We start from the raw sequence: 14,445 nt of genomic DNA on the forward strand, positions 1-14,445 counted from the left end.
TATCATGGAGGGCGTGAGGGAAGGGGAACTTCGGGAAAGGCTCCTCAGGCCCATCCTGCGGGAGCTGAAGGATGGGGCCAGGGACCAGGTGGTGGTGGGGGGCCTGGAAAACCTCATCCAGAACCTGGCCAAACCCTTCCCCAGGCTCCAGAGCCTTTTCCAGGGATACGGGGGAAAGACCCCGGCGGAACGAAGGGAGATCCTCCTGGAGGCCATCCGCTTCCTCAAAGACGGCCTGACGGCCCCTCCCCCCAGGGCCCAGGCGGCCTCCATCCCCTCCCCGTCCCGCCGCCTCGCCCCCCAGGACCCCGCCCACCTCCTGGTGCCCCCGCAAAGCCGGAAGAAGCTTTCCGAGCTTTCCCTCCACACCGTGCGGGACCTCCTCCACTACTATCCCCGCCGCTACGAGGACCGCAGGACCCTCCCCGGGGTACGCTTCCTGGAGGACGGCCAGAAGGCCACCCTTTCCGTGAGGGTGCTGAGCAAGGAGCTGGTGAAAACCCCCAAGAAGGGGATGCAGCTGGTGCAGGTGCGGGCCCAGGACGCCTGGGGCTTCCGCATCACCCTGGTCTGGTTCAACCAGACCTGGGTCCTCTCCCAGATCCAGGAGGGGGAGACCCTCATCGTCACGGGGAGGGTGCAGCGGCGAAACGGGGTGCAACTTTACGTGGAGCACTTTGAGAACGAGGGCACCGAGTCCCTCTCCACGGGCCGGATCGTACCCATCTACCCCGCCAAGGAGGGGATCGGACAGGCCTTTTTGCGCCGCACCGTCCACCGGGCCCTGGAGGCCGCCCTCCCCCTCCCCGACCCCCTCGAGCCCTACCGGGAGGAGCACCGCCTTCTTCCCTATACCGAGGCCCTTCGCCAGATCCACTTCCCCGAGGACGAGGAGGCCCTGCGAAAGGCCCTCCTCCGCTTAAAGTTTGACGAGTACCTCCTCTTGGAGCTAAAGGCCCTCCTGGACGCCGGGGGCATGGTCCTAGGGCGGAGCTTTAAGGTGGAGGCAACCTGGACGGAAACCTTCAAGAAATCCCTTCCCTTCCCCCTGACCCGGGCCCAGGAAAGGGTCATGGCGGAGATCGCCCAGGACATGCAAAGCCCCAGGCAGATGGCCCGCCTCCTGCAGGGGGACGTGGGCTCGGGCAAAACCGTGGTGGCCGCCTATGCCCTCTACCTGGCCGCCATGAACGGGGCCCAGGGGGCCCTCATGGCCCCCACGGAGATCCTGGCCAAACAGCACTACCAGAACCTCACCCAGTACCTTTTCCCCTTGGGGATTAGGGTGGAGCTCCTCTTGGGCTCCATGACCCCCAGGGAGCGGGAGGGGGCTATCGAGAGGCTTCTTTCCGGGGAGGCCCAGGTGGCGGTGGGCACCCACGCCCTCATCCAGGAGGGAGTGGGGTTTAAGGACCTGGGCCTGGCGGTGGTGGACGAGGAACACCGCTTCGGGGTGTTGCAACGGCGGGCCCTCCTGAAGCTGGCCAAGCTTCCCCCCGATGTCCTGGTGATGTCCGCCACCCCCATCCCCCGCTCCTTGGCCCTAACCCTCTACGGGGACCTCGAGGTCAGCCTCCTGGACGAGATGCCCCCGGGGAGGAAGCCGGTTAAGACCAAGGTCCTGCCCCACCGCCTCCGCCTCCAGGCCTACGCCTTCGCCCGGGAGGAGGTGAGAAAGGGGCATCAGGTCTTCGTGGTGGCCCCGGCCATCGAGGAATCCGAGGAGCTGGACCTAAAGGCGGCCACCGCCCTCTACGAGGAGCTTAAGGCCCTTCTCCCCGAGGTGCGCATGGGCCTTCTCCACGGCAGGATGCCCGCACGGGAGAAGGATAGCATCATGGAAGCCTTCCGAAAGGGGGAGTTCCACCTCCTGGTGTCCACCACCGTGGTGGAGGTGGGGGTGGATATCCCCAAGGCCAGCCTGATCATCGTGGAAAATGCCGAGCGCTTCGGCCTGGCCCAGCTCCACCAGCTTAGGGGCCGGGTGGGACGAGGGGGGCTTGAAGGCTACGCCATCCTCATCGCTGGGGAAACCAGCCAGAAGACCCTAAGGCGCCTTAAGGTCCTGGAGGAATCGGGAGACGGCTTCTACATCGCCGAGATGGACCTGAAGCTAAGGGGCCCTGGGGAGCTAAGGGGTACCCGGCAGTCCGGCTACCCGGAGCTGAAACTGGGGGACCTCTCCCAGGACACCGAGGTCATCGAGCAGGCCCGGGCCCTGGCCAAACGCATTCTGGAGACCGACCCCGACCTTTCCCTACCCCAGCACCAGGCCCTTAAGGAGGAGCTTAGGGCCCAGGCGGAGCGCATCGGCTTCCGGGAGGTCATCTAGAGGTATGCCAGGGAAAGGGAAGGGACTCTTGGAGGCCGCCCAGGGGAGGTGGAAAGCGCCGGGATGAGGGCCCTGCCCCACCCCCATATCCCCGCCTTCGCCTCCGAGGGAGGGGTCCTGAGGGCCGAAGGCCTCCGAGGCTACCTCCTGGAGCTGCGGGAAGCCTACACCGCCTACGCCCCGGTACCCCCCGTCACCCTTTACCTCCTTTCCGAGGGGGACTGGCGGGCCCTCGTGCCCTATCCCTACGGCCTGCCCTTTCAGCGAAGCGAGGGAGGGAAGCTTTCCCTCTTTGCCCCCCTCACCTATCCCGAAAGGCTCCTCCACCGTTTTCGGGAGGTCCTGCTTCCCCTGGGGCCACCTCCCATGGAAATCCCCGCCTTCTTGGACCTAAATCTGGGCCACGAGTACGCCCACGCCCTGCAGGTGGCCTGGCGCCTGAGGACGGGGGCAAGGTGGCTGGACGAGTTCTTCGCCAATCACCTCTTCCTCCTGGGCCTCACCAAGGCCAGGCCGGACCTTGCGGAAGCCCTCCTGGCCTTTAGCCGCCACCTGAGCCGCCTGGAACCGGAAAGGCGAAGCCTCTCCGCCTACGAAAGGAGGCGGGGGGACTTGAAAAGCGCCCTATGGTTCCAGGCCCAGTTCACCCTGAAGTCCCAAGAAATCCTGGAAAGGAAGGGGGACGGCCTCCTCCTGGCCTTCCTCGAGGCCGCCCCCCTGGACCGGAAGAAGGGACACGCCATCCTGCTGGAAGAGGTTCCAGAGCTTAAGGCGTGGTTTGCGGCCTTCGGCCTCAAGGGCGTACCCTGGGCGCCACCTTCCCCTCCGCCAGGCTCCTAAGCCACTCCAGGAAGGAAACCTCCCCCACCTTCAAGGAGTAAAGCTCCGGCCGGGGCAGGATGCAGTGCTGGCCCCCCGGGGCCAGGTAGAAGGTGTAGTTTTCCGCCTGGGTTGGGGCCAGGATTGCCTTCATGGCTCCCTCCACCCACTCCTGGGCCGTGGCCTCCGAGGGCGTCCTTTCCCCTTTCATGAGCCCGTAGAAGAAGATCTGGGTGCCGTCCAAAAGGGTGGTGTACTGGGCGATCTGGGCCTTGGGGAAGGCCTTGGCCAGGGCAAGGTAGATCTCGGCCACCTGGGGATTCGGGGGCAGGCCGGGAAGCTCCGGCAGGCGCGGGCTCCACACGCCAAACCCCGGGAAATCCGGGGTACGCACCCCCACCCCCGCGTCCCCACAGACCGCAATCCGAGCGTTTTTATAGGTGGAAAGCACCTTATCCGCCCAGAACACTGCCCCGTAGGCCCCGGCGGAGCAGCCGGTGACGAAGACCCTTTCGGGGTCCGTGTGGTTGCGGAACACGTACTCCAAGGCCGCCAGGGCGTTCCTGGCCCCCTGGTGGTGGACCTTGAAGCCCCCGTAGTCCACCGTGGCCCGGCCCACGTGGAGATCCCCCGTGCAATAGGGCACGAAGACGTGGGTCCAGCCGTAAAAGGGGTTGGCCACGCTCAGGCGGTTGTAGATGCCCTGGGCCAGAAGAAGCTCCTGGACATCCACCCGCCTGCGGTAGGTCTGGCTTTGCGGGCCACAGGTGGCGACGTCCCAGCAGGCCCCGCCCCCCTGGAAGTCGATAACCACCTTTTTGGGATCCCCTGGGCTCACGTAGAACCGATAGGGGGAACCATCGGAGCACACGCCTCCTGGCACCTCCACCGCCTTCCAGATGGCCTCGAGGCCCTGGGCCAGGGCCAAACCCAGGAGCAAGATCAGGGCTAAAAGCCGCCGCACGCTTTCACCTCCGCCAGGAGTCTACCTGCCCCCTTAGACCAAGTCAAGAAAAAGAAGCCCCCTCGAGGGGGCCTTCCTTTCCCTCTGCTAGAGCCCTAGAACACTGCCTTGCGCAGGATATCCGTCACGGAGACGATGCCGATCACCTCACCCTGGATCACGGGAGCCCGGCGGATGCCGGTGTTGGCGAAGAGGCGGGCCACGTACTCCACGCCCAGGTCCGGGTTTACCGTGATCACCGGCTTGGTCATGATCTCATGCACCTGCACCGTGGCGGGATCCTTTCCGTAAGCGATCACCTTGTAGACGATGTCGGTTTCCGTGAGGATGCCGTAGGCGTCGTCCTCGTTCCTACGGTCCACGATGAGGGCCCGGAGGCCGGTTTCCTTCATGAGGTTGATGGCCTCCTTCACCGTGGCCGACCCCTGGATCTTCACCACCTCGGTGGACATGATGTCCTTGGCCTTTTTCATGGCACACCTCCGCGCCCGGTGGGACGGGGCTTTAAGGGATCCGGGCACTTTGCACAATACCCCCAGGGTATCCCCTTGGCTAGAGGCGAAAGTCCCTTTACCCTTATCTCCTACACTCCACCCGTAATCCCTAGGCCCACTCCACCCGGCTTCCCGAGGGATGCTTGCGCACCAAAAGCCTGGCGGGAAGCCTTTCCGCCAGGGCCTCCACGTGGGTGACGATGCCCACCAGCCGCCCTCGGGTGGGAAGGGCCTCCAGCACCCCTGCCACCACCTCGAGGGTTTCCGGGTCCAGGGTACCGAAGCCCTCGTCCAGGAACAAAGCCCCAAGCCGCCCCCGGGAAAGCTCCTCGGAGAGGGCTAGGGCTAAGGAGAGGCTTGCCAGGAAGCTCTCCCCCCCGGAAAGGGTCTTAACCGGGCGCACCGCCTCCGTCCAGAGGTCCAGGACCTGGTACTCGTCCTCCTTGGAGCGCAGGCGGTAGCGCCCCGCGGAAAGGGTGGCCATGAGCTCATCCGCCCGCTCCACCAGGTTTTTCTGCCTGAGGCCCAGGAGGTAGGCGGGAAAGTTGTTCTGCTGGAGGTCAAAGGCCAGCTTCTCCCAGAGATCCACCTCCCGCACCACCTCCGCCAGGCGGGCCATAAGCTCCTGGCGGCGCTTTAGCCTTTCCCCCATCTCCCTAAGCCGCTCCTCCAAAACGGCCTTTTCCCCCATCCTGGCCTCGAGGCTCCCCTGCACCAGGGAAAGCTCCTCCTCCTCCCGCCTTAGGCGGGCCTCCACCTCCGCCAAGGGGGGAAGGGAACCGGGAAAGCGCGCCCTGGCCTCCCGTTCCACCTCCTCCAGGAGGGCCTCCACCTGGGCAAGCTCCTCCCGGTGGGCCCGGATCCTCTCCGCCAGGGCCTCCCGTTCCCTGGGGGGAAGGTAAAGGGCCTTAGCCTCCTCCTCGGGCATCAGGCCTGCCACCCGGCCCTTGGCCTCCTCCAGGGCCTTTCGCTGCTCCTCCTCCTGGGCCAGAAGCCCCGCCAGGGTCCTGGAGGCTTCCTCCCAGTCCTGGGCCAGGTGGCGGTCCGCCTTTTCCTTTTCCTCCAGCTCCTCCAACCTTCGGGAAAGCCTCCCCACGTGCTCCGCCACCGGGGTGCCCCCCGTCCTCTCCCGTAACAGCTGGTAAAGCCCAGCCGCCAGGGCCTCCTTCTCCTGGCGCAAGGAGGCCAGGGCCTCCCGGGCCCTTTCCCAGGCCCTTTCCGCCTCTCCCTTAGGGCCGGAAAACCCTTGGGATAACCGCTCCATCTCCTGGGCAAGCCGCCCTACCTCCTCCTCCAGGGCCCGGGCCTCCCCCTGTTTTTCCCTGTACCATTCCCTGAGCTCCTGAAGCTCCTTTTGCGCCTCAAGAAGCTCCCTTTCCAGGGCCTTGGGGTCCTTGGGAATGGGCTCAGCCCCCAGGGCCTCCAAGGCCTCGCGCTTGGCCCTCTCCTCCCCCTCCAGGGCCCCGAGCCCCGTCAGGACCCCCTTAAGGGCCTTCTCCCTCTCCTCCCGCCTCCTCCTCAGGTCCGAAATCCCCTGCTCCCCTTGGGGATGGGGCAGGGTGTGCACCACACCCCCGCACAAGGGGCAGGGCTCCCCTGGCCGCAAAAGGTCGCGGTAGGCGAGAAGCCCGAGGCGCCTTTCCTCCTCTTCCAGCTGGGCAAGCTCCCCCTCGAGGCGCCTCCGTTCCTCCTCCAAAACCCCCCGCCTCCTCCCCAGCTCCTCCAGCTCCTGGCGAAGCCGGTGGGCCTCCGCCCCCTTGAGGGCCTTCTCCAGGGCCTCCACCTGGGCCCGGGCCCGACTTCCCTCCACCACCAAGGCCTCCAAGGCCGCCTTGACCTGGCCCAAGGCCTCCTCCTTGGCCCTTAGCCGCCCTCCCACCTCCACCAGCTGGGATAGCTGCCGCTCCCTTTCCGCCAAAAGGGCCTCCTCCTGGAGGAGGGATTCCAGGGCCTCCGCGTAGGCCTCGGGAGCCAGGCCCCGCTTGGGGGCCGGGTGCTCCTTAACCCCCACCCGCCGCCATAGGGCCTCGAGGGCCCTCAGCCCCTCCGCCTGCAAAAGAGCCCTTCGAGCCTCCCTCAGGGCCTCGGGGTCAAAGGCCAGGGCCCGGCGGTCCTCTTCCAGCTGGGCAAGCCGGGCGCGCACCCTTTGCAGCTCCCTCTCCGTGGCCGCCAGGGCTTCCTCCTTCCTCCGCAAGTCCTGCCACAAGGGGAGGGCCACCTCCGCCTCCGAAGCCTTGGAGAGCCTTTCCTCCACCTCCGCCATGCGGGAAGCCTCGGCCCGCAGGCGGCCCAGGCGGCCTTCCAGCTCCCCTTTGCGGAGAAGAAGCACCTGAAGGTCCCTTAGCTCCGCCACCCCCTCCTCCAGGCGCCTTTTCTCGCCCTGAAGGCGGGCGATCTCCCGGGATAGGTCCGCCAGGGCCCTTTCCAGGTCCTCCTTGGCCTCGAGGCTCACCCCAAGAAGCCCCGCAAGCTCCCCCTCCAGCCGGCCCTTCTCCTCCAAGAGGGCTGCCCTGCGGGAGGCCGCCTTTTCCCTAGCCCTCTCCAACCGGGAAAGCTCAAAGAGGTCCAGGAGAATCCTCCGCCTTTCCCTGGCCTCTCCCTTGAGAAAACGGTCAAACTCCCCCTGGGGCAGCAGGAGGGCCCGGGTAAAGGCCTCGTAGCTGAGGCCCAAAAGCTCCTCCAAGGCCCGGTTCAGGGCCTCCAGGGTCTCCAGGGGCAAAAGCCGCTCCCCCGAGGACCCCAGCTCAAAGAGCCGCCCTTCGCTCCTCTTCCCCCGCACCCGCTCCACCCTATAGACCCTTCCCCCCACCTGGAAGGTTAGGCGGACCCGGGCCTCGCTGGCGGCGGGGTGGACCAGGCTTCCCACGTTCCGCCCCACCCGGGGCACCACCCCGTAAAGGGCAAAGGCCATGGCGTCCAGGAGGGTGCTCTTCCCGCTTCCCGTGGGCCCGGTGATGGCGAAAAGCTCCACATCGGAGAAGTCCACCCCCTGCCGCTCCCGGTATGGGCCAAACCCCTCAAGCTCCAGGCGCAAGGGCCTCAAGCTCCACCTCCTTGAGCACCTGATGGAACCGCTCCAGAAGCCCTTCCTCCTCCCGCCCCCGTTCCCCCAGGTAGCGTTGGTAGGCCTCCACCAAGCCCAGCTCCGGGGCCGAGGGTCCGTTTTCCCCATCCTCGAGGGCCCCGGCGGTCTCCACCGCCAGGAGATGGGGAAGCCCCTGGAAAAGCCTCTCCTTCACCGCCGGGGAAAGCCTGCCCTCCACCACCACCCGGAGGTAGCCGGGAAAGCGCTCCAGCTCGGCAAGCCTGCCGTCCAGCTCCTCGGGCTTCAGGCGCAGGGTCTTAAGGGGCCTCCCCCAGCGCTCCCTCACCGGGTGCACCCGGACCGGCCCCCTCTCGGGCACCTCCACCAGCAAAACCCCCCGCTCCGCCTCCTCCCCTTCGCCGAAGTCCAGCTGGATGAGGCTTCCCGCGTACCAGGCCATGGGGGCTTCGGCCACCTGCTGCTGACGGTGGATGTGGCCCAAGGCCACGTAACGGGCCCCCAGGGGCAGGGCGCTGGGGGGAACGGCATAGCTCCCCGTGAGGTGGAAGACGAACTCCCCTGCCCCCGGGCGAACCCCTTCCAGGGCAAAATGCCCCAGCATAAGGGGGCTTTCCAGGTTCAGGAGGATCCGCCTTAGGGCCTCCGCGTAGCGGCGGTGGCGCTCCTCGGCCTCCTGCAGGACCTTCTTCACCAGGATGCGCTCGGACACGAAGGGCAGAAGGGCCGCCCTAAGCCCCCCCACCTCCACCACCCCCCCTTCCTCCCGGAAAAGGGGCCTTCCCCGCACCGCCGCCCCCGCCAGGGCAAAAAGGGGGGCGAGGGCCTCGAGGCGCTCCTTGGGATCGTGGTTGCCAGCGATGACCAAGGCGGGAACCCCAAGCTCCCTAAGGCGCAGGAAAAACTCCACCGCCAGGGCCTCGGCCTCGGCGGAGACCTGGGGGCGGTCAAAGAGGTCCCCGGAAACCACCACCAGGTCCACCCCCTCCTTGGCCACCATCTCCAGAAGGGTCTTCAACGCCTCCCCGATCTCGGGGGTGCGGTCCACGCCCTTTAATACCTTGCCCAGATGCCAGTCCGCGGTGTGCAATAGGCGCACGGCTCCCATTATGCCAGCCGGCAACCTTCCCCCCTAATGGGTGTGGCCATGGCCCTCGGGGGGCCCACCCCTTCCCCCCTGGAAGAACCAGGCCGCCACCAGGGTGGTGAGGGGTACCGCCAGAAGGAGACCCAAGGAACCCAGCACCATGGAGGCGATCTCAGCGGCGAAGGGCTCGGTGTTCAACAGGAAGCGCAGGGGGGTCGGGTCCTTGGTGAGGAGGAGAAACAGGGGCAAGGAGCCCGCGGCGTAGGCCAGCACCAAGGTGTTCACCAAGCTACCCATGTGGTCGTACCCCACCTCCATCCCCCTGCGGTAGAGCTCCCCCAGGCCAAAGCGGGGGTTGGCGTGGGCTAGGGCCTGGACCACCGCCGCCTGGGTCACGCTCACATCGGTCAAGGCCCCCAGGGCGCCCACCACCACCCCCGCCAGGAAGAGGGAGAGGAGGTCCACACCTCCCCATTGCCGGAGGAGGAGGGCCTCCTCCGAGGCCAGACCGGTGAACCCCATGGCCCCGGCGAAGAAGAGGGAAAGGAGCAGGACAAAGGCCACCGAGGCCAAGGTGCCCAAGAGGGCGGCGGTGGTCTTCCGGTTTACCCCGTGGACCAGGTAGACGGTGAGAAGAAGCACCCCTACGCTTCCCAAAAAGGCGTAAAAGAGGGGATTCCCTCCCGCCGCCACCCGAGGAACCACGAAGTAGACCACCACCAGAAGGCTCAGGAAGGTGCCAAGAAGCCCCCTAACCCCCTTTCCCCGGCCCAGGAGGGCGGCCAAAAGGACGAAAAGGCCCAGAAGGCCCAGGAGCCAGGGGACACGGTCGGGCTCGGTGACGTAGGTCCTGCCGCCCTCCTGGTAGAGGACCACCCGCTGGCCCACGCGGTAGTGGCCCCCGTCCACGGGAAGAAGGGCCTCCAGCCTTCTCTCCCCCACCTCCACCAGGACCACGCCCCGGTTGGCCTCGAGGGCCAGGATCCTCCCCACCAGGTAGCCTCCATCCCCCTGGGCCAGGGCGGGGAGGAAAAGGAGACCGAACAGTACCCAAAGGCGCATAGGGCTACTCTACACATTCCGGATGAAAACTTCTTCTCAACTTGCTATCCTAAAGCCATGGAGCGCTCCACCCGGCAACGGCGGGCCATCCGGGAGGCTTTTTTGGAGGCGGGCCGTCCCCTTTCCCCGCAGGAGGTCCTGGAGCTGGCCAGAAAGAAGGTGCCCTCCCTAGGCCTTGCCACCGTGTACCGCACCCTGAAGGGTCTGGTGGAGGAGGGATTCCTCACCCCGGTGGCCCTCCCCGGCGAACCCTCCCGCTACGAACCCGCGGGAAGGGAGCACCACCACCACTTTCTCTGCCGCCTTTGCGGAAGGGTGTATGAGCTTCTGGGTTGCGATCTGGCCCTGGAAGGCCACCTGCCCCCGGGCTTCCTGGCCGAGGGGCACGAGGTCATGGTCTACGGCCGTTGCCCGGAGTGCGCCTAGTCCCACGCGGGGTAGGCCTCCTTGGGCCGGTTCCAGCGCACCTCCTCCAAAGCCCCGTCAAAGCGCAGGATGGCCGCAAGCCGGGCCCGGGAGTACACCCGGTAGGGCTCCTTGGGGATGAAGGCGGTCACGATGTCCACGTGCCGCGGGGTGGCGTACTCCAGCACCACGTGCAGGGGGAGCTTCAGCCGGGGAGGAAAGACCATGTAGCCCAAGACCAACATCCGCTGGTCCTCAGGGTAGATGGCCAGCTCCCTGCCCCATTCCAAAGCTCTGAGCACGTCAGGCTCGGTGAAACCCTCCTGAAGCATGTGCTTGGCCACATGGGGTCCCAAGCGGTAGCGGCCTTCCCGGAGGTGGGGGAGAAGGTCCGACAACCTACGCAACTTCCTCACGCATACCCACCCCCTTTGTCCCAGTCTAGGGCCAAGGGCAGGGAGAAGTGTGGGCTTTAGCGGTAAGGGCCCAGGGCCCCAGGGTCCCGCACCGCCAAGAAGGCCCCGTAGACCCGGCCTGCCCCTGCCCTAAGGAGGGCTTCCCTGGCCCTAAGGAAGGTGGCCCCGCTGGTGAGGACGTCGTCCACGAGAAGCCAGTCTCCCTCCACCCGCAGGGTGGGAACAAAGAGGTCCTGAGGCAGGTGCCGCCGGGCCCGGCCCCGGGTGGGCTGGCTTGGGGTGTAGCGCCTCCGCCGCAAGACCCGCAGGTAGGGAAGGCCCAGGCGGGCGGCCAGGATGCGGCCCAGGAGCTCAGGGGGGTTGTAGCCCCGTAGCACCAGCCTGGGGAACAAGGTGGGAACGGCGGTGACCCCGGAAAGCCTCCAGCCCTGGGCCAAGACCGCCTCCGCCAAGGGCTCGGCCAGGATGGGAGCGAGACCGAACCGCCTGCCGTACTTCAAGGCCCGCACCAATCCCCCCACCCGTCCGTAAAGGCCCAGGTAAACCATCTCCCCGGCGGCAAAAGCCCTGAGGTCCCGGCGGCAGGCGGTGCAGAGGAGGGGTGCGTCCAACCTCCCCCCGCACCCCGGGCAGGCATGGCCCAAGAGGCTCTCAAGAAATCCCCAGAGCATGCCGCAAGGCCTCGTCAAAGGGTGGGTAGAGAATCCCCTTCTCCGTGATGATCCCCGTCAGGTAGCGGTGAGGGGTGATGTCAAAGGCGGGATGGTAGGCGGCTACCCCCAAGGGGGCGAGGCGCACCCCCCTTAGCTCCAAGACCTCCTCGGGGGAACGCTCCTCTATGGGGATCCCCTCTCCGCTTTCCAGGCTTGGGTCCACGGAGGAGAGGGGCAGGGCGGCATAGAAGGGAATCCCGTGATGGTGGGTAAGAACCGCCAGGGTATAGGTGCCGATCTTGTTGGCGAAGTCCCCGTTCAGGGCCATGCGGTCCACCCCCACGATGACCGCATCCACCCGGCCCTGGGCCATGAGGAAGCCCGCCATGTTGTCCGCGATCAAGGTGGCGGGAACCCCTGCCCTTTGCAGCTCATAAGCGGTAAGCCTGGCCCCTTGCAGGTAGGGCCGGGTTTCGTCCACCCAAACGTGGGAAACCCGCCCTTGGCGGTATGCCTCCACAATGGCCCCTAGGGCGGTGCCGTACCCCCCTGTGGCCAGGGGACCGGTGTTGCAGTGGGTTAGGACCTGGCCCCTTAGCACCTTGGCCCCGTGCAGGCTGATGGCCCTTTCCGTCTCCTCCACCTCCCGCCAGATGGCCCGGGCCTCCTTAAGGCTTTCCGCCAGGTTCCCCCAGTGGGGGCGCATGCGATCCAAGGCGTAGAAGAGGTTGACCGCCGTGGGCCGGCTCTGCCGTAGTAGGCGGTCCGCCTCCTCTGGGTCCTCCCCCCTGAGGTGGGCTAGAACCATGCCATAGGCGGCGGAAACCCCGATGGCCGGGGCCCCCCGCACCACCATGGCCCGTATGGCCTCAGCCATCTCCCGGGCGGTACGCACGGGGACAAAGGCCTCCTCGAGGGGAAGCCTCCTCTGGTCCAGAAGCCAGAAGACCCCTTCCCCCTCATCAAAGCGAAAGGGCAAAATCCTTTCCACCCCTAAAGCCTAACCCAGCCTCAGCACCCTATCGTCTTGGGGACGCGCCTGGCCCCTGCCATCGCGGTTGGAGGTGGTGACGTAGAGGGCTCCATCGGGACCCACCTGCACCTCCCTTAGGCGGCCAAAGCCCGAAAGGGCCGTTTCCACCCGCACCACCCGCCAGCTGCCCCTTCCCCCTGCCAGGACGAGCCGCAAAAGGGCCTGCCCCCTGAGGCCCGCCACGTACAGGGCTTCCCTCCAGAAGGCCAGGTTCCCGGGAGGGAACCCCTCGGGCCAGAAGTGGAGGGGGTTGCGGTAGCGGGGATCCTTCCCCTCCCCCACCACCCGGGGCCAGCCGTAGTTGCCGCCCGCCAGGATCACGTTCACCTCGTCGTGGCCAAAGCCCAGCTCCCCGCTGGGGCCGTGCTCGCTGGCGAAAAGCTCCCCGGTCCTGGGGTGCCAGGCCAGACCCTGGGGGTTGCGGTGGCCATAGCTGTAGATCTCGGGCCTGGCCCCGGGGCGGTCCAAGAAGGGGTTCCCCGGGGCCGGCCTGCCCTCCGGCGTGATCCTTAGGATCTTGCCCCCTAAGGAGGAGAGGTCCTGGGCCAGCTCCCGCTCGTAGGCCTCCCCCGTGGTCACGTAGAGCATCCCATCGGGGCCGAAGGCGAGCCGCCCCCCGGAGTGTAGGCCGTGGGCGCGGGCGGGAATCCCGTCCAGGATCACCCTGTCCAGCACGCCCCTTTCCCCTTGGTGCCTCAGGCGCACCACCTGGTTTCTGAGGCCCCCTTCCTCCACCGTGCGGTAGGCAAAGAGGTAGGGCTCCTGGGGAAACTGGGGATGGAGGGCGAGGCCCAAAAGCCCCGACTCCCCCCGGTGGTAAACGGGAAGCTTTGCGTAAAGGGAGGCCCTTCCTCCCCGCACCCACTGGATCCGTCCCAGCCGCTCGGAAACCAGAAAGCTCCCGTCGGGCAAAAAGGCCAGGGCCCAGGGCACCTCGAGGCCCCCCACCACCTCCTCCACCCGAAGCCCCTGCCCCCGTGCCAGGGAAAGCCCCAAAAGGCCTACGAGCACCCGCCTGCGGGAAACCATACCCACCCCCCTTGCCGCTAAGGCTAGCACGGGGGTCCGCCCCCCAAGGGTGGACCCCCTCACACCCCAAGGCCTACGCCTTGGGGTCCAGGATCACCTTTACCGCTTGCCCCGAGGCCAAGAGGCCAAAGGCCTCCCGGTACCGGCTTAAGGGCAGGCGGTGGGTGATGAGAGGGCTAAGGTCCACCCGGCCCGAGTAGACCAAGGCGGTGCCCTGCATCCAGGTCTGCCAGAGCCTCCTTCCCGCGATGCCGTAGGCGGTGATCCCCCGCATGACCAGCTCCCCCGCCAGGTCAAAGCGGATGGGGTCCGAGGGGATCCCCAGGATCCTGGCCTCCCCCCCCGGGATCAAGGCCTTTAGTCCCTGGTGGATGGCCGTTTCATTCCCGGAAAACTCCAAGAGGACCTCCACCCCGCTTCCCGTCACCTCCCGCACCACGGAAAGGAGGTCCTCCTCCAAGGGGTTAACGAGGCGGTCGGCGTAGGGCCTGGCGAAGTCCAGGCGGTAGGGGTTGGGATCGGATACCAAGATGGGCCCGGCCCCGCTGGCCCGGGCCACCATGGCCGCCATGAGGCCAATGGGCCCCGCCCCGGTGATGAGGACGCTTTTGCCGGACACCCCGCTTCCCGCGTACACCGTGTGCACCGCGTTTCCGAAGGGCTCCAGGATGGCCCCCACCTCAAAGGGCAACTCCCTCGGGTTTACCCAGGCGTTTTCCGCGGGCACCACCACGTACTCCGCAAACCCGCCGTCCCGGTCCACCCCCAGGATCTGGGTGTTGAGGCAGACGTGGTAGTTGCCCGTGCGACAGGCGGGGCAGGTGTGGCAGACGATGTGGCTTTCCAGGCTCACGTGGTCCCCCACCTGGGGCCTTTTGACCCCGGGGCCCACCTGTTCCACCACCCCGCTGAACTCGTGCCCGGTGATGAGGGGAGGCTTGATCCTGCCCCTGGCCCAATGGTCCCACCGCCAGATATGGAGGTCGGTGCCGCAGATGCTGGCGGCCTCCACCCGCACCAGGATCTCCCCCGGGCCCGGCTCGGGCACGGGCCGTTCCACCAGGGTTAGGCCCTCCTCCGGGGCCAGCTTGGCCAAAGCGCGCATACC

At 66.9% G+C, this 14,445-nt stretch carries 13 protein-coding genes; 3 read left to right on the plus strand and 10 right to left on the minus strand.

The window, feature by feature from the left end; translation table 11 throughout:
• Positions 1-4: 4 nt before the first annotated feature.
• Positions 5-2,332 carry an ATP-dependent DNA helicase RecG gene (gene recG, locus L0C59_RS02500; protein ID WP_243089641.1) on the plus strand — a complete coding sequence of 776 codons (2,328 nt, stop codon included), beginning with the start codon at positions 5-7 and terminating at the stop codon, positions 2,330-2,332.
• A 63-nt stretch (positions 2,333-2,395) separates the two neighbouring features.
• On the plus strand, positions 2,396-3,172 hold the full coding sequence (locus L0C59_RS02505) for a hypothetical protein (protein ID WP_243089642.1): 777 nt from the start codon (positions 2,396-2,398) through the stop codon (positions 3,170-3,172).
• Here L0C59_RS02505 and L0C59_RS02510 read toward each other — a convergent pair.
• From L0C59_RS02510 to L0C59_RS02530, 5 genes are all read right to left on the minus strand, one after another.
• Complete coding sequence (locus tag L0C59_RS02510; RefSeq protein WP_243089643.1) at positions 3,126-4,115, minus strand: pectinacetylesterase family protein; 990 nt, start codon at positions 4,113-4,115, stop codon at positions 3,126-3,128. The two genes, L0C59_RS02505 and L0C59_RS02510, sit on opposite strands and share 47 nt — an antisense overlap.
• 95 nt (positions 4,116-4,210) lie before the next feature.
• Complete coding sequence (locus L0C59_RS02515) at positions 4,211-4,588, minus strand: CBS domain-containing protein (protein WP_243089644.1); 378 nt, start codon at positions 4,586-4,588, stop codon at positions 4,211-4,213.
• Positions 4,589-4,718: 130 nt separating this feature from the next.
• Positions 4,719-7,652, minus strand: a complete 2,934-nt coding sequence (locus L0C59_RS02520) for an AAA family ATPase (protein ID WP_243089645.1) — start codon at positions 7,650-7,652, stop codon at positions 4,719-4,721.
• Positions 7,627-8,751 carry a metallophosphoesterase family protein gene (locus tag L0C59_RS02525; RefSeq protein WP_243089646.1) on the minus strand — a complete coding sequence of 375 codons (1,125 nt, stop codon included), beginning with the start codon at positions 8,749-8,751 and terminating at the stop codon, positions 7,627-7,629. The genes L0C59_RS02520 and L0C59_RS02525 overlap by 26 nt, the downstream gene beginning before the upstream one ends.
• Positions 8,752-8,784: 33 nt before the next feature.
• Positions 8,785-9,801 (minus strand): YibE/F family protein, encoded by a 1,017-nt coding sequence (locus tag L0C59_RS02530; RefSeq protein WP_243089647.1) that lies wholly within the window; start codon positions 9,799-9,801, stop codon positions 8,785-8,787.
• A gap of 57 nt (positions 9,802-9,858) precedes the next feature.
• Between L0C59_RS02530 and L0C59_RS02535 the strand changes: the two genes are divergently transcribed.
• Positions 9,859-10,227 carry a zinc uptake transcriptional regulator gene (locus L0C59_RS02535; protein ID WP_219759893.1) on the plus strand — a complete coding sequence of 123 codons (369 nt, stop codon included), beginning with the start codon at positions 9,859-9,861 and terminating at the stop codon, positions 10,225-10,227.
• Here L0C59_RS02535 and L0C59_RS02540 read toward each other — a convergent pair.
• From L0C59_RS02540 to tdh, 5 genes are all read right to left on the minus strand, one after another.
• Complete coding sequence (locus L0C59_RS02540; RefSeq protein WP_243089648.1) at positions 10,224-10,622, minus strand: DUF4258 domain-containing protein; 399 nt, start codon at positions 10,620-10,622, stop codon at positions 10,224-10,226. The two genes, L0C59_RS02535 and L0C59_RS02540, sit on opposite strands and share 4 nt — an antisense overlap.
• 56 nt (positions 10,623-10,678) lie before the next feature.
• Positions 10,679-11,293: a ComF family protein gene (locus tag L0C59_RS02545; RefSeq protein ID WP_243089649.1), complete on the minus strand. Its 615-nt coding sequence runs from the start codon at positions 11,291-11,293 to the stop codon at positions 10,679-10,681.
• A complete protein-coding gene (gene mtnA / locus L0C59_RS02550; RefSeq protein ID WP_243089650.1) occupies positions 11,274-12,266 on the minus strand; it encodes an S-methyl-5-thioribose-1-phosphate isomerase in 993 nt (330 codons plus the stop codon). The genes L0C59_RS02545 and mtnA overlap by 20 nt, the downstream gene beginning before the upstream one ends.
• Positions 12,267-12,275: 9 nt before the next feature.
• Positions 12,276-13,337 (minus strand): PQQ-dependent sugar dehydrogenase, encoded by a 1,062-nt coding sequence (locus L0C59_RS02555; protein ID WP_243089651.1) that lies wholly within the window; start codon positions 13,335-13,337, stop codon positions 12,276-12,278.
• A 73-nt stretch (positions 13,338-13,410) separates the two neighbouring features.
• On the minus strand, positions 13,411-14,442 hold the full coding sequence (gene tdh / locus L0C59_RS02560; protein ID WP_243089652.1) for an L-threonine 3-dehydrogenase: 1,032 nt from the start codon (positions 14,440-14,442) through the stop codon (positions 13,411-13,413).
• Positions 14,443-14,445 lie beyond the last annotated feature (3 nt).

The sequence above is a fragment of the Thermus neutrinimicus genome, assembly GCF_022760955.1.
Classification (GTDB): Bacteria; Deinococcota; Deinococci; order Deinococcales; family Thermaceae; genus Thermus; species Thermus neutrinimicus.